The following is a 19,198-nucleotide window of genomic DNA, read 5'->3' on the forward strand; positions in this document are numbered from 1 at the left end:
GACGGCAAACCGCAACACGGGGCCTTCGGCCGGCGGAATCCGCTTTTTACCGCTCGAGGCTCGGTGATATGCTAGAAGCCGCATTGTACCGGGGGTTCGCCCGGTTCGTTACCCCGCTTCAGTCTGCCGCCCCAAGTAAAATGTGCCAACTCCTAGGAATGAACTGCGCCGCGCCGACGGACGTCACATTCTCCTTCACAGGGTTCGCGGCCCGGGGCGGCCTCACCGATCACCACGCCGACGGCTGGGGCATCGCATTCTTCGAGGACAAGGCGTGCCGCCTGTTCATCGACCAGCAGGCATCGGCCACCTCGCCGATCGCCGAAATGGTCAAGCGCTATCCGATCAAGTCGAAGAACACGATCGCGCATATCCGCAAGGCCACGCAAGGCCATATCGTGCTGGAGAACAGTCACCCGTTCATGCGCGAGCTGTGGGGGCGGCACTGGATCTTCGCGCATAACGGCGATCTGCAGGACTTCGAACCCGAGCTCGAGCGCAGCGTGTACCAGCCGGTCGGCACGACCGACAGCGAGAAGGCATTCTGCGTGCTGATGCAGGGGCTGCGCGAGGCGTTTCCCGGCGCGCAGCCGCCGCTGCCGGAACTGTTCGAGCGCGTCGGCGAGCTCACGCGCGGCATCACCGATCACGGCGTGTTCAATTTCCTGATGTCGAACGGCCAGGCGCTGTTTGCGCACTGCTCGACGCGGCTGCACTACCTCGTGCGCCGCTGGCCGTTCTCGACCGCGCATCTCGTCGACGAAGACCTGTCGATCGACTTCGCGAAATACACGACGCCCGAGGATCGCGTCGCGGTGATCGCGACGCAGCCGCTCACCGACAATGAAGTGTGGACGGCCTTCGAGCCCGGCGAGCTGATCATGTTCCAGTGCGGCGACGTCGCCGCGCGGATGCAGATTCCGGTGCCGGAGCGCGTGCTCGAGAAGCTGCGCAATCCGTCGCTCGATCCGTCGGCGTCCGCGCCGTGCACGACGCGCACGGCGGCGCTCGCGACCGCCGCCGACGGCGACCCGGACGACGCGATCGATTTCTGAGCGGCCCTGCGCGCCCGCGCCGCCATCGGGCAGCCGCGGCCATTCCCGTCGACACAACGCGCATTCACGCGGTGCCGTTTCATCCGCGCGACAGGAAGACCTATCGAAGCGCCGACCGATATTATTTTCTTGCCATTACCCTATTTCGCGCATAAAAATACTCCACGCGCACGACAAAAAAACAGCCGACCTTAAAACCATATAATCCCGAACCCGCATTCTAGCGCGGAGAATTTTCCCGAACAGTGCGCGACGCCACCGATCCGGCGATTTTCCTCCTCCGCCTCACAAAAAGGACAAAGTCCTTTAACATCAACGCCTTCCGTTCGACAAATCACACAATTCAAAAATATCTGACAAAATCGGCATTATCGCCACGATTTTAATTTTTCCGATAATCACACTCCGCTTCAATCGTTAGACTCGCCCCATCCCCGGTGTAACGAAATGCGATTGGCGCACGATGCAGCCACTGCTGCCGCACGCCCGCTCATTTCCCGCCGTGGAATGCGCTTTCACCGCTTCGCGGTGAATATCACTTCAAAAGAAGAAAGAGGGGTATGTCGTGAATCACTCATTTCGATCGATATGGAGCGACACATCGGGGTGCTGGATCGCCGTCGCGGAAACCGCACGCGCACGCGGCAAGCAGGCGCGCAGCGCCACTGATCGTGCCGGCCGCCTCGCGCGCCGGGCCGCTTGCCGCTCGCCGCTGCGCATCGCGGCGCTCGGCGCCGCACTTGCCGCGCTCGCGGCCGGCAACGCCTACGCATCGAGCTGCGGCGACGGCACAAGCGTCGCGAGCGGCGGCAGCTGCGCACTCGGCACCTTCAGCCCGACCGTCAACGACAACCTGGTCGGCTCGGCGACCGTGTCAGGCGGCGACACCGTCGCCGTGACGGGCGCGTGGAGCGGCGCGGCCGGCGACTCCGGCTATACGGAGTTGCCGTTCGGCAGCACGACCATCGTATCCGGCAACCCGAACCAGCCGCTGCTGTCGCTCGGCGGCAAGACGCAAAGCGTCGCCACACCCGATACGATCACGAGCGCGCATACGTCGGTCGCCACCTACGATTCGTCCGTGTTCGTCGGGTCGACGGCCGGCGCGCACGAGGTGCCGGTATTTCACGACGTGAACGGCAACCAGTACGTGAACGCGCGCATCGGGACGGTCGAGCGCTCGGGCGGCACGCTCGACGTGTCGATCGGCGATCCGGCCGCCGCACCGTCGGCGCCCGGCAATCTGATTTCGATCGCGCCGAAGCAGACCGACCTGACGCTCGCGGACGGCACCGGCACCGCGTCGAGCACGATCAACTGGCATTCGCGCAACCAGATCCAGTTCACGACCGGCGACTATCTGGCGAACGGCGGCCCGCTCGGCAGCGTCGCGCTCGACGTGCCGACCTACGCGGGTACCTTCACCGCCTTCGACGGCAGCAGGTGGACCGTCAACGACGCGACGTCGCTCGCCGCATACAACGACTTTCTCGTGCGCTCGATCCAGAGCGGCGCGCTCGGCTCGCAGGCCGCGTACGACGCGGCGTTCGGCCAGGCCGTCACGATGTCGACGCAGACCTTCGAATACGCGAACAACGTCTCGCCCGGCGACGAGAACGCGTTGCCGACCGATCATCTGTCGGTGATGCACGGCACCGGCACGAACGCGACCGTGCAGATCGGCAAGGACGGCCAGATCGACTTCCGCGGCACCAACCTCGTCGAATCGAGCTCGGCCGTGCTCGCGGACAACGGCGCGCACTTCGTGAACGACGGCCGGCTGTCGGGCGACTTCACGCTCGTGCGGCTGCTGAGCGGCGCGAGCGGCGTGAACAACGGCGCGATCTCGTCCGGCTATGCGTCCGGCGACAACTTCGACACCGGCGGCAGCGCGCAGCCGGACAATTTCGCCTTTCACGCCTACACCGAAGGCAACGGCGTGTACGCGAACGGCGCCGGCACGACTTTCGTGAACAACGGCGTGATGAACGTCGGCGCATGGACGTACGGCCGCAATCGCCCCGACCTGCAGAACTACGCGGTGGCCGTGACGGACGGCGCGGCCGCGTCGAACGCCGGCACGATCAACGTCGGCGTCAACGCGACGACGCTCGACAGCCAGGTGATCGGCGGTTTCGCGGCCGGCGGCAGCTTCACGAACGAAGCCGGCGGCACGATCTATCTCGGCCGCGCGGCGCAATATGACGGCGCGGCGCCCGAAGCCGTGAACGACGTCGCGTCGTCCGCGCATGCGTACGGCGTGCTGCTCGGCGCATCGGGCACCGCGACGAACCGCGGCACGATCGTGATCGGCTCGCTCACGCAGAACGGCGCGGCGATGGCGAGCATCGGCTCGGACGCGGGCACGCTGACCAATGCCGGCACGATCGCGGTCAACGGCGCGGCGCCCGGCACGCCGCTCGCGAACGTCGGGATGCTGGCCGCCGATACGGCCGCGACCGTCACGAACACCGGCACGATCACGCTGAACGGCGTGAACGGGATCGGCATCATGGTCGTCGGCAACGGCGCGACCGCCACGTCGGCGACGTCGACCGGCACGATCGACGTCGCCGGCGCGATCGATCCCGCGTCCGACATGCGCAACTACGGCATCTGGGCCGAGGGGGCGAACGCGGCGGCAAAACTGGACGGCACGCTGAACCTGACTGGCAACGGCGCGATCGGCGTGCACGCGCGCTCGGGCGCGACCATCGACGTCGGCGCGAATGCCGTGCCGCACTTCGTGTCGGGCACGAACCAGATCGGCTTCTACGCGTACGGCGCCGGCTCGAAGATCAACGTCGGCGCGCAGAACCTGAGCGTCGGCACCGACGATTCGACGCTGTTCCGCGTCGCGGGCGGTGCCGCGTACACGGGCCGGTCGGCGGCCGGCACGCTGACGACGAACGTCGACGGCGCACGCGCGCGCGGTGTCGTCGCGACCGATGCGGGCACCACGTTGTCGACCGGCAATGCGGTCTACAACGTGAACGGCGCGAACGGTATCGCGATCGCCGTCGAAGGCGGCGCGACCGGCACCATCGACGCCGGCGCGACGATCAACCTGAATGCGAACGGCGCGACGGCCGGCATCGTCGACGGTCAGCCGCACGACCTGTCCGGCGCGCCGGCAGGCACCGCGGTCGCGACGCGGCTGACCAACGATGCCGCCGTGACGTCGTCGACGGCCGGCGTGACGGGCTTCGTCGCGCAACAGCTCGGCACGCTCGACAACCGCAACACGGTGCTGCTGACGGGCGCCGGTTCGACCGGCGTCGTCGCGGGCACGCTCGGCACGGTCAACAACACGTCGACGATCCGCGTCGCGAACGGGACCGGCGCGCGCGTCGAAGGCGCATCGGCGACGCTTGCCAACGCAGGCACGATCGAAGCCGACGACGGCGTGGCGGGCGTCCATCTGACCGGCGCCGGCGCGTCGCTCGCGCTGTCCGGCGCAGGCAGCGTCGTCGCGAACGGCAGCGCGGACGGCGTGCTGATCGACGCCACCGTCAGCGGCGGCGGGATCGCGGCCGGCGCGACCTCGATCGCGGTCGGCGGCGCCGGCAAGGGGATCGACAACGTCGGCACCGATTCGACGATCGTGCTGACCGGCACGCGGATCGGCACGACGGGCAGCGGCGCGGACGGCATTCATTCGACCGGCGCCGGCGCGCGCATCGCGACCGACGCGGCGACCGTCGTGCGCACGGGCGGCGACGGCGCGCGTGGCCTGTTCGTATCGGGCGCAGGCTCGACGCTCGACGCGACGGGGTCGACCGTCGCGACGGCCGGCGCCGGCGCGCATGCGATCGTCGTCGATGGCGGCACGACGGCGCTGCTGTCGGGCACGCAGCTGAGCACCGGCGGCATCGCGGCCGACGGCATCGTCGCGCAGCGCGGCGGCCGCCTCGCCGATGCGGGCTCGTCGATCGCGAGCGCGGCCGGCAACGGCGCCACGGTGGACGGCGGCAGCGCGCTCGCGCTGACGGGCACGACGCTGAAGGGCGCGACGTCCGGCGTGACGACCTCCGATACGCTCGCGAGCGGCGCCACGAGTTCGGTGCTGATCGACGGCGGCAGCATCACGGCCGTGGGCGGCCCGGCGTTCGCGGCGCGCGGCGGCAGCGCGGACATCGCGGTGCGCAACGGCACGGTCGTCACGACCGGCAACGGCACGCTGCTCGATCTCGCGAACGGCAGCCGCACGACGTTCACCGCATCGGCGGTGAACCTGAGCGGCGACATCGTCTCCGACGCGTCGAGCATCGGCAACGTGTTCCTGACCGAGCGAACGACGCTGACCGGCCGGATCGATCCGGTCGCGCTGACGGTCGACGGCACGAGCACCTGGAACATGACGGCAAGTTCCGTGCTGAGCAGCCTGACGAACGCTGGCACGGTCGCGTTCGCCGCACCGACCGGCTCGCCGGCGCTGACCGGCAGCTACAAGACCTTGACGACGGGCAGCTACGTCGGCAACGGCGGCACGATCGCGCTGAACACGTTCCTCGGCGCGGATGCGTCGCCGACCGACCGCGTCGTCGTCGACGGCGGCAGCGCGACCGGCACGACGGGCCTGAAGATCGCGAACACCGCGGGCACCGGCGCGCAGACGACCGGCGACGGCATTCCGGTCGTCGTCACCGCGAACGGCGGCACGACGAGCGCGTCGGCCTTCCATCTCGCCGGCCCCGTGCAGGCGGGCGCGTACGAATACCGGCTGTTCCGCGGCGGCCAGCGCGATGCGAACGGCTGGTATCTGCGCTCGCAACTCGATCCGGCGGACCCCGGCGATCCGGTCGGTCCGTCCGCGGGCGGCGACGGCGGCAGCAGCCATCTCGCGTATCGCCCGGGCGTGGCCGGCTACGCGCTGACGCCACTGCTCAACGTCGACTACGGCTTCTCGACGCTCGGCAAGCTGCACGAACGCGTCGGCGACGTCTACAACGTCGAGAAGCGGCAGCCGGGCAATCGCGACGGCGTGTGGGGGCGCATCGGCGGCCAGAGTCTCGACGCGAACGCGGGCCGCTTCGCGGCCGACGAGCGCACCTTCTTCGCCCAGCTCGGCAAGGACTGGACGCTCGAGCAGACGCCGAACGGCGGCAGCACGCATGCCGGCGTGACGGCCACGATCGGCACCTCGCACGCGAGCTTCAGCGACCGCGCGCGCGCCGACGCGGCGGACCTGTCGACCTCGACCGGCTCGGTGCAGATGCACGCGCAAAGCATCGGCGGCTACTGGACGCGCTATCTGTCCGACGGCACGTACTTCGACACGGTCGGACAGGTCACGCACTACGGCAACCGCTATCGCGACAGTTACGGCAACGAAGCGTCGCAGAACGGCTTCGGCGTCGCGCTGTCGCAGGAAGTCGGCAAGCCGTTCGCGATCGCCGGCACGCCGATCGCGATCGAGCCGCAGGCGCAGCTGATGTATCAGTACCTGAAGCTGAACGGCTTCGGCGACAACGTGTCGGCCGTGTCGGGCACGACGTCGAATGCCCTGCGCGGGCGCGTCGGCGTACGGATCTTCCGGCCGAACATGGAAGCGGGCGCGGGCGACGGCGCGGCGACGCCGTACTTCACGGCCGACGTGCTGCGCGACTTCCTGTCGCCGGGCCAGACCGTCGTCGGCGGCACGCCGTTCGCGACGCATCTGGGCCGCACCTGGTACGAGCTCGGCCTCGGCGTCACGGCCGGCTTCGGCAAGTCCGGTGCGCTGTACGCGAACGTCAAATACGCGCGCAACATCGGCGGCGACTACCGGCGCGGCATCGTCGGGCAGGTCGGCTACCGGTACAGCTGGTAAGCCGCGCGCGGACGAAAAAAAACCGCCCGGCGCGCGGCCGGGCGGTTTGTCGTTTGCGCGCGAGGGACGCGGCGCCGCTCAGTGCAGGATCTTCGCGAGGAAGTCCTTCGCGCGATCCGATTTCGGATTCGAGAAGAAGTCTTCCTTGCGGTCGTCCTCGACGATCGCGCCCTTGTCCATGAAGATCACGCGATGCGCGACCTTCTTCGCGAAGCCCATCTCGTGCGTGACGACCATCATCGTCATCCCTTCCTGCGCGAGTTCGACCATCACGTCGAGCACTTCGTTGATCATCTCCGGATCGAGCGCGGACGTCGGTTCGTCGAACAGCATCGCGATCGGATCCATCGACAGCGCGCGCGCGATCGCGACACGCTGCTGCTGACCGCCCGACAACTGGCCCGGATACTTGTGCGCATGCGCCTTCAGGCCGACGCGATCGAGCAGCTTCAGCCCCTTCTCGGTCGCTTCGTCCTTGCCGCGGCCGAGCACCTTGATCTGCGCGAGCGTCAGGTTCTCGGTGATCGACAAATGCGGGAACAGCTCGAAATGCTGGAACACCATCCCGACCTTCGAGCGCAGCTTCGACAGGTTCGTCTTCTTGTCGCCGACCGACTGGCCGTTCACGAGGATCTCGCCCTGCTGGAACGGCTCGAGGCCGTTCACGGTCTTGATCAGCGTCGACTTGCCCGAGCCCGACGGCCCGCACACGACGACCACCTCGCCCTTCTTCACTTCGGTCGTGCAGTCGGTGAGAACCTGAAACTGGCCGTACCACTTCGAAACGTTCTTGATGGAAATCATCTTGTGACCTTTTTCTGGAGACCTTTGACGAGGGCAGACGCCACCGAGCAAATCACGAAATAGCAGGCGCCGGCGAACAGCACCATCTCGACGGTCGTGCCGTCGCGATCGCCGATGTTCGCGGCCGTGCGGAAGAAGTCCGCGAGACTGATCACGTACACGAGCGACGTGTCCTGGAACAGCACGATCGCCTGCGTGAGCAGCAGCGGGACCATCGCGCGAAACGCCTGCGGCAGGATCACGAGGCGCATCGCCTGCGCGTAGTTCATGCCGAGCGCGAACGCCGCGTTCACCTGCCCGCGCGGCACCGCCTGGATGCCGGCGCGGATGATCTCGGAATAATACGCGGCTTCGAACAGCGAGAACGCGACCATCGCCGACGCGAGCCGGATGTCGATCGTCGGCGACAGCCCGAGCACGCCCTGCAGCACCTGCGGCACGATCAGGAAGAACCACAGCAGCACCATCACGAGCGGGATCGAGCGGAACACCGTCACGTAGGCCTTCGCGAACCATGCGAGCGGCTTCACGCCCGACAGGCGCATCAGCGCGAGCAGCGTGCCCCAGACGATCCCGACCACGATCGCGATCAGCGTGATCCTGAACGTGACGATCGCCCCCGTCCACAGCGTCGGCAGCGCGCCGGGAATACTACTCCAGTCGAACTGATGCATCACTTGCCTCCGATGTAGCCGGGCAGCCGCGTGCGGCCTTCGATCCAGCGCATCAGCCCCATCACGACGAGGTTGATGAGCACGTACGCGAGCGTGACCGCGATGAACGACTCGTAAGTCTGCGCGGTGTAGTCGACGAGCTGGCGCGCCTGCGCGGACAGGTCGAGCAGACCGATCGTCGACGCGACCGCCGAGTTCTTGAAGATGTTCAGGAACTCGGACGTGAGCGGCGGCACGATGATCCGGTAGGCGACCGGCAGCAGCACGTAGCGATACGTCTGCCACTGCGTGAAGCCCATCGCGAGACCGGCGGCGCGCTGGCCCTTCGGCAGCGCGTTGATGCCCGAGCGCACCTGTTCGCACACGCGTGCGCCGGTGAACAGCCCGAGACAGACGATCGACGCCGTGAAGAACTGCGTGCCGGGCGGCAGCTGCTTGATCCAGGTGCCGATCGAGGCGGGCAACAACTCCGGCACGACGAGGTACCAGATGAAGAACTGCACGATCAGCGGAATGTTCCGGAAGATCGATACATAGACCGTGCCGATCGCGGCCAGCCATTTGTTCGGCACCGTGCGCAGCACGCCGAACAGCGAGCCGACGATCAGTGCGATGACCCAGGCGACGAGCGATACCTCGATCGTCACCCAGAAGCCGGACATCAGCCATCCGAAGTAGGTCGTCGGCTCGCCGGTCGAGACGGGGCTCAGGAAGATGCCCCAGTTCCAGTGGTATGACATGGGCAAGACTCCAGCAAAAAGAAACGGAAGAAGCGTGGCCTCTTCCGTTTCGTCAGCGTCAATTCTGCATCGGCGGCCTGTTCTCGCCGAGCGTGCGGATTGCCGTCACGCGGCTGTCGCCGCGGACGGCCCGCCGCTCGCGCGCAGGCCGTGACGCGTGATCAGTCGAGCGCCTTGTCGTTCGGGTTCGCGTACAGCTTCTTCATCGAATCGGACAGCGGGAAGTTCAGGTTCAGGTTCTTCGGCGGGATCGGATTCTCGAACCACTTCGCGTAGATCTTCGCGGCTTCGCCCGACTTCTCGACTTGCGCGATCGCATCGTCGACGACCTTCTTGAACTCCGGATCGCCCTTGCGCATCATGCAGCCGTAAGCTTCTTCCGACTGCGGCGTGCCGACGATCACCCATTCGCCCGGCTGCTTCGCCTTCGCGCGCTCGCCCGCGAGCAGCGCGTCGTCCATCATGAACGCGACCGCGCGGCCCGATTCGAGCGTATTGAACGAATCGCCGTGATCCTTCGCGCTGATGATGTTCATGCCCATCTGCTTGTCGTTGTTCATCTTGCGCAGCAGACGCTCCGACGTCGTACCGGCCGTCGTCACGACCGTCTTGCCCTTCAGGTCGGCGAAGTCCTTGACGCCCGAATCCTTCTTCGTCATCAGGCGCGTGCCGATCACGAAGATCGTGTTGGAGAACGCGGCCTGCTGCTGACGCTCGGCGTTGTTCGTCGTCGAGCCGCATTCGATGTCGACCGTGCCGTTCTGCACCAGCGGGATGCGGTTCTGCGACGTGACGGGGATGTTCTTCACCTGCAGGTTCGGCAGGTTCAGCTTCTTCTTCACCGCGTCGACCACCTTCAGCTGGAACTCGCGCGAATAGCCGACCACCTGCTGGTTCTGGTCGTAGTAGGAGAACGGGATCGACGATTCGCGGTGGCCCAGCGCGATCACGCCCGTGTCCTTGATCTTCTTCAGCGTGCCGGTCTCCTGAGCTTGCGCGCCGCTTGCGAACGCGCAGAGCGCTGCAACCATCAGGACTGCCTTGTGGTATTTCATTGTGGTCATCTCCTTGGCTAAAACCCGCGCCAGTGTATCAAAGTAATATTTCTGAAAGTACTGGTTGTTTACCGCACTACGAATCGCCGCGCGGAAAGCCGTCCTCCCGGCTTCGGGCGCTCCGCATGCGCGCGCGGGCGGTGCCGGATTCGGCACCGCCCGCGCGGGTTCATGCACGCAATCGGGTGGATTGCGTCATGGATCGATCGCGATCGCCGGCCGCGTTCGGCCGGCGCCGCCGATCAGGGGTAGAGGCCGCGCATTTCGCGCGCCATCAGGATGCGCTTGCACGCGACGATGAACGCCGCCGTACGCACCGACACCTTGTGCTCTTCCGCGACCGCCCACACGCCGGCGAACGCTTCGCGCATCACGCGCTCGAGGCGATGGTTGATCTCGTCTTCGGTCCAGAAGAAGCTCGAGAAATCCTGCACCCACTCGAAGTACGACACCGTCACGCCGCCCGCATTCGCGATCACGTCGGGGATCACGAGCACGCCGTTCGCGCTCAGGATGTCGTCGGCCGCGGTCGTCGTCGGGCCGTTCGCGCCTTCGACGATGATCTTCGTGCGGATCTTCGACGCGTTCTTCTCGGTGATCTGGTTTTCCAGCGCCGCCGGGATCAGGATGTCGGTCTCGACCGTCCAGAATTCGTCGTTCGCCATCGGCTCCGCGCCTTCGAAGCCCGCGACGCCGCCCGTGCGCGCGACGTGGTCGAGCAGCTTGTTCGCGTCGAGGCCGGCCGGCTGGTAGATCGTGCCCGTGTGATCCTGCACCGCGATCACCTTCGAGCCCGCTTCCTGGAACAGCTTCGCGGCGATCCCGCCGACGTTGCCGAAGCCCTGCACGGCGATGCGCGCGCCTTCGATCTCGAGGCCCTTCTTCTTCGCCGCTTCGCAGCCGACCACGAACACGCCGCGGCCGGTCGCTTCCTTGCGGCCGAGCGAACCGCCGAGCGAGATCGGCTTGCCGGTCACGACGCCGGTCGACGTCTGGCCCTGGTTCATCGAGAACGTGTCCATCATCCACGCCATCACCTGTTCGTTGGTGTTGACGTCCGGCGCCGGAATGTCGGTGTTCGGGCCGATGATGATGCCGATTTCGCTCGTGTAGCGGCGCGTGACGCGCTCGAGCTCGCCGCGCGACAGCTTGCGCGGGTCGACGCGGATGCCGCCCTTCGCGCCGCCGTACGGCACGTTCACCGCGGCGTTCTTCACCGACATCCATGCCGACAGTGCCATCACTTCCGACAGCGTCACGTCCTGGTGGTAGCGCACGCCGCCCTTGCCCGGGCCGCGCGATACGTTGTGCTGCACGCGATAGCCTTCGAAGTGCGCGACGGTACCGTTGTCGAGCTCGATCGGCACATCGACGACCAGGATGCGCTTCGGACGCTTCAGCGTTTCGAGCCAGCGCGACAGCGAACCGAGGTACGGCGCGACGCGATCGACCTGCTGAAGGTAGTTGCCCCACGGGCCGAGATCGTCGGCGTGCAGGTAGGACGGGATGGACTGCAGTTGCGAAGACATGGATGCTCCAACGTTCAACGGATTGCGCACATTGTCGAAAAACCCGTTTTTTTTATCCAATGCCGTTTGCTTATTCGATTATGCGTTTCTTGCATGATCGCGATTTTTCGCAAATCCGCGGTCGATTTGCGCAAGAACGGCCGTGATCGGCCGTGCTTCGCGCGCGCGAAAAATCGCGGTTCGCCGCGCGCAGGTGCCCCGCGGTCAGCGTGCAGTCAGCCGCTGCAAGCGCGTCGTCAGCCGACGCCTCAGCCGCCCGTCTCGCGCAGCTCGTCGCGCACGACCTCCCATAGCGCACGCACGAGTTTCTGGCGCGGCTCGTCGCCCTGCAGCGCGAGCTTGTCGCAGTAGAGCCGGATCTCCATCGTCAGCGTGAACGGCTGCGCGCCGCCGCGCACGGCGCGGTCGAGCCGGATCAGCCGGCCGCCCGCGACCGCGTCCTCGACCGCGCTGTGCGGCAGGAACGCGACGCCGTGGCCCGCGAGCGCCATCGCCTTCAGCCCTTCGGCCATGTCGGTTTCGTACACGCGATCGAGAAACAGCGGTGTCGGCGCGTTCGCGATGATGACTTCGGTCATGCGGCCGAGATAGGCGTTCGGCGTGTACGACAGATACGGCACGCGCGCGTCGGGCGTGCCGGGCAGCGTGTAGCGCGGCCGGCCCGCGCGGCCGGGCGCCGAGAACGCGCTGATCGGTTCGCTGCCGAGGATCAGCATGTCGTAGCGGGCCGGGTCCAGCGCGACCGGATGGCTCGGATGGTGATAGCCCATCACGAGATCGCAGCCGCCCTCGACGAGCGACAGCACCGCGTCGTGCACGTTCAGTGCGCGCAGCCGCGTATGGACCTGCCCCATCTTCGCCTCGATCCGCTGCAGCCAGCGCGGGAAGTAGGTGAGCGACAGCGTGTGCGGCACCGCGAACTCGATCGTCGGCACCGGCGCGCCGACGTGGCCGCGCAGCAGCGTGCGCGCCTCGTGCGCCTGCGACAGCATCGTCAGCGCCTGCTCGTAGAAGATCTGGCCGGCCTGCGTGAGCCGCGTCGGATAGACGGAGCGGTCGATCAGCTCGGTCGCGAGCCACGCTTCGAGCGCCTGGATGCGCCGCGAGAACGCGGGCTGCGACACGTGCCGCAGCTCGGCGGACCGGCTAAAGCTGCGCGTCTCCGCGAGCGAGACGAAGTCTTCGAGCCATTTCAGTTCCATACGGGCGGGCGCGGCAGGCGGCGAGCGGAAGAAGGCTGCATTTTACCGGCGCCGCGCGCGGCCATCGCAGGCGGCCGCGCGCGACGGAGCCGGCGCGCGCCGATGGTAAAATCCCGGATTCTCCTCTCCACGCTCGACCCGGCCCCCAAGGCCCGCCCGATCATGTCCGACACTCGTCCCGATACGCTTTTCGCGCTCACCGCGCTCTCGCCCATCGACGGCCGCTACGCCAGCAAGACCGAAGCGCTGCGCGACTGGCTCTCCGAAGCCGCCTTCATGCGTCACCGCGTCACCGTCGAGGTGCACTGGCTGATCGCGCTGTCGCGCGCCGGTTTCGCCGAAGTCCCGCGCTTCTCGGACGCCGCCGAGCAGTTCCTGCTGCAGCTCGTCGAGCGCTTCACCGCGCACGATGCCGCGCGCATCAAGGAAATCGAGCGCGTGACGAACCACGACGTGAAGGCCGTCGAATACTGGCTGAAGGAATCGGTGAAGGGCCAGCCCGAACTCGAGAAGGCCAGCGAATTCATCCACTTCGCCTGCACGTCCGAGGACATCAACAACACGTCGCACGGGATGATGCTCGCCGGCGCGCGCGAACACGTGATCCTGCCGGCGCTGCGCACGGTCCACCAGCGTCTCGTCGCGCTCGCGCATGCGCACGCCGAGCAGCCGATGCTGTCGCGCACGCACGGCCAGCCGGCCAGCCCGACGACGCTCGGCAAGGAACTCGCGAACGTCGCCGCGCGGCTCGCGCGTGCGATCGCGCGCATCGAGAAGGTCGAAATCCTCGGCAAGATGAACGGTGCGGTCGGCAACTTCAACGCGCACCTGTCCGCGTATCCGGAATTCGACTGGGAAGCGTTCTCGCGCGACGTGATCGAAAACCGCCTGAAGCTCACGTTCAACCCGTACACGATCCAGATCGAGCCGCACGACTACATGGCCGAGCTGTTCGACGCGGTCGCGCGCGCGAACACGATCCTGCTCGACCTCGACCGCGACGTCTGGGGCTACATTGCGCTCGGCTACTTCAAGCAGAAGACGAAGGCCGGCGAAATCGGCTCGTCGACGATGCCGCACAAGGTCAACCCGATCGACTTCGAGAACTCGGAAGGCAACCTCGGCCTCGCGAACGCGACGCTGCGCCACCTCGCCGACAAGCTCCCGGTATCGCGCTGGCAGCGCGACCTGACCGACTCGACGGTCCTGCGCAACATGGGCGTCGCGCTCGGCTATTCGCTGCTCGCATACGACGCGCTGATCCGCGGCCTCGACAAGCTCGAAGTGAACCCGCAGCGCCTCAACGAAGATCTCGACAACTGCTGGGAAGTGCTGGCCGAACCGGTGCAGACGGTGATGCGCCGCTACGGAATCGAGAACCCGTACGAGCAGCTGAAGGAGCTGACGCGCGGCAAGGGCATCACGCGCGAAGCGCTGCAGCAGTTCATCGGCACGCTCGCGATTCCGCAGGACGCGAAGGATCGCCTGCTCGCGATGACGCCCGCGTCGTATATCGGCAAGGCCGTCGAACTCGCGAAGCGGATCGCATAACGGCACGGCGGCGCACGTTCGCGCCGTTTCGTCGCCCGCACGCTCCATAGCGAAACGCCCGATGCGATGCATCGGGCGTTTTCGCTTTCATGCGCGGTTGTCGCGTGCGGGTGCGCATTGGCGATGCGTCAGAACGAGATCATCTTTCCCGGATTCAGCGCGGTCATCACGCTCATCGCCGCCTTCGCGGCCGGAATCGCAACCGGCGACAGCTGACGACCGAGCGGAATCTCGCGATGGTCGATGCCGGTCAGCATCGAGAAGTCGTCGTTGCGGCCGACGAAGTCGTCGCAGATCGCCTTGCCGATCCGCACCGTCTGCGCGACGCCGTGCCCGCTCCAGCCCTGCACCATGTACACCGGCACGCGGCCGTCGGTCTTGCGGCTGTCGGTCGCGCCGTTCAGCGTGAAGTCGCTGACGCCGCTCCAGCTGTAGTCGAGCGCGAACCGGCCGTCGTATTGCGGAAACACCGCATTCAATCGCGTGAGCAGATACGCGTTCGCATCGTCCTGGGGCCAGCACGTGCCGGTGCCCTGCCCGCCGAACAGCAGCCGGTTGCCGCGCACCGGCCGGTAGTAGTCGATCTGGAACTGCGTGTCGTACACCGGCATGCCGGCCGGCATCAACGACGCGACGTCGACGTCGAGCGGCGCCGTCACGCTCACGTACGTGAAGAACGGCACGGTCGTCGCCGCGCCGTCGTCGAACAGCCGGAACGTCGTGTTGTGCAGCGCGAGCACGACACCCTTGCGCGCGGTGATCGTGCCGCCCGGCGTCGTCGCGACGACGCCCGCGGGCGTTTCGTCGAGTTCGAGCACCTCGGTGCATTCATACAGCGCGCCGCCGTTGGCGCGGAAGCCGTACACGAGGCCGCGCACGAGCGCGAGCGGATGAAGCTGGCCGCCGAGCGCATCGATCGCCGCACCGTGATAGAGCGGCGAGCGCACGTATTCGTCGTGCAGCTGATGCTTGCCGACGAGCGTCACGCTCGCGTCGCCGAGATGACGGCGCGCATCCGCGCCGTCGAGCAGCGCGCTCATGTGGCCGGGATGAACGGCGGCCGTCACGTGGCCGCGCCCGCGATCGAGGTCGAGCGCGTAGCGCGCGGCGATCGCATCGATCAGCGCCATCGATTCCGACGACGCGAAACGCCACAGCCGCTTCGCGTCCTCGTGCGCGAGACGCTCGATCATGTCGGCCGCTTCCCAGCGCGCGAGGCCCGGCGTCAGCTGGCCGCCGTTGCGGCCGGACGCGGCCGAGCCGACGTGATGCTTGTCGACGAGGATCGTGTCGACGCCCGCCTCCGCGAGATGCAGCGCGGCCGACGCGCCGAGCAGACCCGCGCCGATCACGAGCACGTCGCACACGGCATCGTGCGCGAGCGGCGCCGCGTTGTCCCAGCGGGACAGCGATGCCTCGTACCAGTTCGCCGGGCGTTCGCCGTCGTAGCGTGCCGGGTCGCACCAGTTCCAGTTGTCTTTTTCGATATTCAGTTGCGTGGCTTCGAAACGCGATTCGCGCTCGAGCAGCGAGGGAATGGAAGTCATGTTCGCACTTGCATGGTCTTGGGCCGCCAGTCGAAGAGCCGTTCGGGCTTCGCGGGTGGGGCAGCCGGTTCCACTTGGGTGTCAACGAGAAACGGGGGCGCAGCGGCCCGTGTTGACGGCGGCCACGCGCGTGGCCGCCTGGATCCCGGACCGTGCGAAGCGCACGCATTGAAAGGTGCCGGGACACCCAATTTCTACACCGCAGAAATAATTCTACAGTGTAGAATAAGCTTTCGTCAACCTTTCAGCCACGCGCCGTGCGCGGCTGCATTGCTTCGATGAAGGACAAATCCGCCCCAGGCCCGCGCGGCCTCGACAAGGAGGCGATCGTCGCGGCCGCGCTCGCGCTGCTCGAAACGGTCGGCGAAGCCGCGTTCAGCGTGCGCAAGCTTGCGCAGTCGATCGGCTGCGATCCGATGAGCGTGCTGTATCACTTCAAGTCGAAGGAAGGGCTGAACCGCGCGATCGCGAACGCGCTGTCGCGTGCGCTCGTGCCGCTCGACGACGCGCTGCCGTGGCGCGACCGGCTGCGCGACCTCGCGCGTCAATACCGTGCGCTGGCGCTGCGCCATCCGGTCGCGTTCGGGCTGCTGCAGCGGCACATGAGCACGGGGCCCGCCGATCTCGCGCATGTCGAGGCCGTACACCGCGCGCTCGCCGACGCCGGCGTCGCGGCGAACGCGCGCCCGACCGTATGCGTCGGCTGGTATGCGAGCGTGATCGGGCTTGCGGCGGCCGAGGCCGGCGGCCTCACGCGGCCCGCGAACGACATCGAGCTTGCTGAAATGGACGCGCTGTCCGATACGGGGTATCCGCTGGTCAAGGCGGCCGCGCCGCTTTATGCGGCGCTCGATCCGGCAGTGGTGCACGAGACGATGGTCGAGGTTCTGCTCGACGGGATTGCGCGTCAGGTAGGCGGCGGCGCTACGGGGAAAGGTGAGGCGGTTTGAGGCAGATCCGGGCTGAAGCGTGGAATGCCCTAGGTGCGGGGCTCCATATCGCCGAAGTGCCATGAGGCTGGAATAAGCGCAAGAAAGCGCTGATCGGCTACGGGCCCACCAACCAAAAAGGGCCGAGCCCTGTACGCAACAGGACTCGGCCCTTCATCGGCGGCATATCGAGCGGTGTCAGCGGAACGTGCGTCCCGCCCCGCCCTCAATGCTGCTGCGCGGTGCCCATCTTCGCGATCACCTGATCGACGATCTGTTCAGGCGTCAGCTCGATGCTGACCTCGATCGCTTCGTCCGGGCCCGGCTCCTCGAGCGTGTCGAGCTGGCTCTGCAGCAGCGACGGATCGAAGAAATGACCGGTGCGCGTCTTCAGCCGCTCGCGCAAGACCTCGAACGAGCCCTTCAGATACACGAATCGCACGTCCGTGTCGTGCCCGCGCAGCACGTCGCGGTACGACCGCTTCAGCGACGAGCACGTGAAGACGGCCGTCTCGCCGGCCCGCTGCTTTTCCTCGATGGCCGCGCGGATCGCGCGCAGCCACGGCCAGCGGTCGTCGTCGGTCAACGGAATCCCGTGGTGCATCTTCTCCTTGTTGGCGGCGCTGTGAAACGCGTCGCCGTCGGTATAGCTGCACGACAGGCGTTGCGCCAGCATTTCGCCGATTCGCGATTTGCCCGCGCCCGACACGCCCATTGCGATCAAAATCATTGACTACCCCTTGTTACAGAACCATGCTCAGCAGCAACGTGAAGCCGAGGCCGAGCACCGAGATGATCGTTTCCAGCAACGACCACGTCTTGAACGTCTGACCGACCGTCATCCCGAAGTATTCCTTGATCAGCCAGAAACCGCCATCGTTCACGTGCGAGAAGATCAGGGAGCCCGACCCCGTGGCGAGCACGAGCAGCTCCGGGCTCACCGTCGTGCCGGCCGCGGCCGCGATCGGCGCGACGATGCCGCATGCGGTCGTCATCGCGACCGTCGCCGAACCCGTCGCGAGACGCATCAGCGCGGCGACGAACCAGCCGAGCAGCAGCGGCGACAGGTGCGCGTGCTTCGCGGTTTCGACGATCTGCTGCGAAATCCCGCTGTCGCGCAGGACGCCGCCGAAGCCGCCGCCCGCGCCCACGATCAGCGTGATGCCGGCGATCGGCGCGAGACACTCGCCGCAGAACTTCTGGATCTGGTCGCGGTTGAAGCCCTGCAGCTTGCCGAACGTGAAGAAGCTCACGAGCACGGCGATCAGCAGCGCGACGTCCGAATTGCCGGCAAAGCGCAGCAGGTTGTTCGGCAGCGACTTCGGCGCGAACACCAGATCGGCCCAGCTGCCGACGAGCATCAGCACGACCGGCAGGAGAATCGTGAACAGCGTGATGCCGAAGCCCGGCAGCGGACGCTCGCGGCCGCCGGCACGCGTATCGACGAACTGCGACGCGAGCGGATTGTTTTCCGCGAGCTTCACGAACTTCGAAATGGTCAGCGCGAACAGCGGACCGGCGATGATCGCGGTCGGCACGCCGACGATCAGACCGAACGCGATCGTCTTGCCGATATCGGCGCCGTATTGCTGAACGGCCAGCAGCGCGGCCGGGTGCGGCGGAATCAGCCCGTGCACGACGGACAGGCCCGCGACCATCGGCAGGCCGACGACGAGCAGCGACTTGCCGGTACGCTTCGCGACGTTGAACGCGATCGGGATCAGCAGCACGAAGCCGACTTCGAAGAACACCGGCAGACCGACGATGATCGCGACGAACATCATCGCCCAGTGGATGTTCTTCTCACCGAACCAGTCGATCAGCGTGGTCGCGATCCGCTCGGCGCCGCCCGACTCGGCCATCATCTTGCCGAGCATCGTACCGAGGCCGACGACGATCGCGATATGGCCGAGCGTGCCGCCCGTGCCCGTCTCGAACGACTTGACGATCTTGTCCATCGGCATGCCGACGGCCAGACCGAGGCCGAGCGACACGATGATCAGCACCAGGAACGGGTAGATCTTGAAGCGCGCGATCATCAGGATCAGCGCGGCGATCGCGATCAGCGTGAATACGAGCAGCATGCTGCCTTGGACAGCCCCCATGTGGCACTCCTCCTTGGATTGTTCGAAACCGGGCGAGTGGTAGCGAGTATGCCCGGCTATGCAGGTCTCTGATACACGGGGGGTTCCCACCCCGTCAGGACGCTGAATTTTACTTATCTTTACGTCCCGCGGATAGAACCGGTTCCATCAGCAAAAACCCTCGGTAAAACAAGCACTAAGCGCTTGTTTACCGAG

13 protein-coding genes are annotated in these 19,198 nt (G+C 66.7%); 4 read left to right on the top strand and 9 right to left on the bottom strand.

All coding sequences use genetic code 11. The features are described 5' to 3' along the window. Window positions 1–140: 140 nt before the first annotated feature. Window positions 141–1,055, top strand: coding sequence for a class II glutamine amidotransferase (locus ACSHSS_RS01755; RefSeq protein WP_181303877.1), 915 nt, complete (start codon window positions 141–143; stop codon window positions 1,053–1,055). 565 nt (window positions 1,056–1,620) lie between these two features. Then, window positions 1,621–6,867, top strand: coding sequence for an autotransporter outer membrane beta-barrel domain-containing protein (locus ACSHSS_RS01760; RefSeq protein WP_445544499.1), 5,247 nt, complete (start codon window positions 1,621–1,623; stop codon window positions 6,865–6,867). A gap of 78 nt (window positions 6,868–6,945) precedes the next feature. On the opposite strand, the gene ACSHSS_RS01765 is transcribed toward ACSHSS_RS01760, so the two are convergent. The 6 genes from ACSHSS_RS01765 to ACSHSS_RS01790 all read right to left on the bottom strand — a co-directional run bounded on the left by ACSHSS_RS01765 (window position 6,946) and on the right by ACSHSS_RS01790 (window position 12,871). Further along, a complete protein-coding gene (locus ACSHSS_RS01765; RefSeq protein ID WP_006401697.1) occupies window positions 6,946–7,671 on the bottom strand; it encodes an amino acid ABC transporter ATP-binding protein in 726 nt (241 codons plus the stop codon). Further along, a complete protein-coding gene (gene gltK / locus ACSHSS_RS01770) occupies window positions 7,668–8,345 on the bottom strand; it encodes a glutamate/aspartate ABC transporter permease GltK (protein ID WP_445544500.1) in 678 nt (225 codons plus the stop codon). Before gltK ends, ACSHSS_RS01765 begins: the two co-directional genes overlap by 4 nt. Then, the gene (locus tag ACSHSS_RS01775) at window positions 8,345–9,085 is read right to left on the bottom strand and encodes an amino acid ABC transporter permease (protein ID WP_006401699.1); all 741 of its coding nucleotides are present in this window, start codon (window positions 9,083–9,085) and stop codon (window positions 8,345–8,347) included. The genes gltK and ACSHSS_RS01775 overlap by 1 nt, the downstream gene beginning before the upstream one ends. A gap of 161 nt (window positions 9,086–9,246) precedes the next feature. Beyond that, window positions 9,247–10,140, bottom strand: a complete 894-nt coding sequence (locus tag ACSHSS_RS01780; RefSeq protein WP_006408338.1) for a glutamate/aspartate ABC transporter substrate-binding protein — start codon at window positions 10,138–10,140, stop codon at window positions 9,247–9,249. A 242-nt stretch (window positions 10,141–10,382) separates the two neighbouring features. Continuing rightward, window positions 10,383–11,669, bottom strand: a complete 1,287-nt coding sequence (locus ACSHSS_RS01785; protein WP_105809455.1) for a Glu/Leu/Phe/Val family dehydrogenase — start codon at window positions 11,667–11,669, stop codon at window positions 10,383–10,385. A gap of 248 nt (window positions 11,670–11,917) precedes the next feature. Further along, window positions 11,918–12,871, bottom strand: a complete 954-nt coding sequence (locus ACSHSS_RS01790) for a LysR substrate-binding domain-containing protein (RefSeq protein ID WP_060042634.1) — start codon at window positions 12,869–12,871, stop codon at window positions 11,918–11,920. 162 nt (window positions 12,872–13,033) lie between these two features. On the opposite strand from ACSHSS_RS01790, the gene purB reads away from it, so the two are divergent. Beyond that, a complete protein-coding gene (purB, locus tag ACSHSS_RS01795; RefSeq protein WP_105763885.1) occupies window positions 13,034–14,422 on the top strand; it encodes an adenylosuccinate lyase in 1,389 nt (462 codons plus the stop codon). A 128-nt stretch (window positions 14,423–14,550) separates the two neighbouring features. On the opposite strand, the gene ACSHSS_RS01800 is transcribed toward purB, so the two are convergent. Continuing rightward, window positions 14,551–15,969 carry an NAD(P)/FAD-dependent oxidoreductase gene (locus ACSHSS_RS01800; protein ID WP_253577015.1) on the bottom strand — a complete coding sequence of 473 codons (1,419 nt, stop codon included), beginning with the start codon at window positions 15,967–15,969 and terminating at the stop codon, window positions 14,551–14,553. Window positions 15,970–16,247: 278 nt separating this feature from the next. Here ACSHSS_RS01800 and ACSHSS_RS01805 point away from each other — a divergent pair, with 278 nt between their 5' ends. Further along, window positions 16,248–16,919: a TetR/AcrR family transcriptional regulator gene (locus tag ACSHSS_RS01805; protein WP_445544501.1), complete on the top strand. Its 672-nt coding sequence runs from the start codon at window positions 16,248–16,250 to the stop codon at window positions 16,917–16,919. Between the two features lie 205 nt (window positions 16,920–17,124). Here the strand turns inward: ACSHSS_RS01805 and ACSHSS_RS01810 are convergent, their stop codons facing one another. Then, complete coding sequence (locus ACSHSS_RS01810) at window positions 17,125–17,628, bottom strand: gluconokinase (protein WP_006400333.1); 504 nt, start codon at window positions 17,626–17,628, stop codon at window positions 17,125–17,127. Between the two features lie 13 nt (window positions 17,629–17,641). Then, window positions 17,642–19,003 (bottom strand): GntP family permease, encoded by a 1,362-nt coding sequence (locus ACSHSS_RS01815; RefSeq protein ID WP_006400334.1) that lies wholly within the window; start codon window positions 19,001–19,003, stop codon window positions 17,642–17,644. Window positions 19,004–19,198 lie beyond the last annotated feature (195 nt).

The organism is Burkholderia sp. BC1, from assembly GCF_052683555.1.

Bases quoted from the DNA above. Each gene is read 5' to 3' on its own strand.
- ACSHSS_RS01755 (WP_181303877.1), top strand. From the start codon at position 141: ATGTGCCAACTCCTAGGAATGAACTGCGCCGCGCCGACGGACGTCACA.
- ACSHSS_RS01765 (WP_006401697.1), bottom strand. From the start codon at position 7,671: ATGATTTCCATCAAGAACGTTTCGAAGTGGTACGGCCAGTTTCAGGTT.
- gltK (WP_445544500.1), bottom strand. From the start codon at position 8,345: ATGCATCAGTTCGACTGGAGTAGTATTCCCGGCGCGCTGCCGACGCTG.
- ACSHSS_RS01775 (WP_006401699.1), bottom strand. From the start codon at position 9,085: ATGTCATACCACTGGAACTGGGGCATCTTCCTGAGCCCCGTCTCGACC.
- ACSHSS_RS01780 (WP_006408338.1), bottom strand. From the start codon at position 10,140: ATGAAATACCACAAGGCAGTCCTGATGGTTGCAGCGCTCTGCGCGTTC.
- ACSHSS_RS01785 (WP_105809455.1), bottom strand. From the start codon at position 11,669: ATGTCTTCGCAACTGCAGTCCATCCCGTCCTACCTGCACGCCGACGAT.
- ACSHSS_RS01790 (WP_060042634.1), bottom strand. From the start codon at position 12,871: ATGGAACTGAAATGGCTCGAAGACTTCGTCTCGCTCGCGGAGACGCGC.
- purB (WP_105763885.1), top strand. From the start codon at position 13,034: ATGTCCGACACTCGTCCCGATACGCTTTTCGCGCTCACCGCGCTCTCG.
- ACSHSS_RS01800 (WP_253577015.1), bottom strand. From the start codon at position 15,969: ATGACTTCCATTCCCTCGCTGCTCGAGCGCGAATCGCGTTTCGAAGCC.
- ACSHSS_RS01805 (WP_445544501.1), top strand. From the start codon at position 16,248: ATGAAGGACAAATCCGCCCCAGGCCCGCGCGGCCTCGACAAGGAGGCG.
- ACSHSS_RS01810 (WP_006400333.1), bottom strand. From the start codon at position 17,628: ATGATTTTGATCGCAATGGGCGTGTCGGGCGCGGGCAAATCGCGAATC.
- ACSHSS_RS01815 (WP_006400334.1), bottom strand. From the start codon at position 19,003: ATGGGGGCTGTCCAAGGCAGCATGCTGCTCGTATTCACGCTGATCGCG.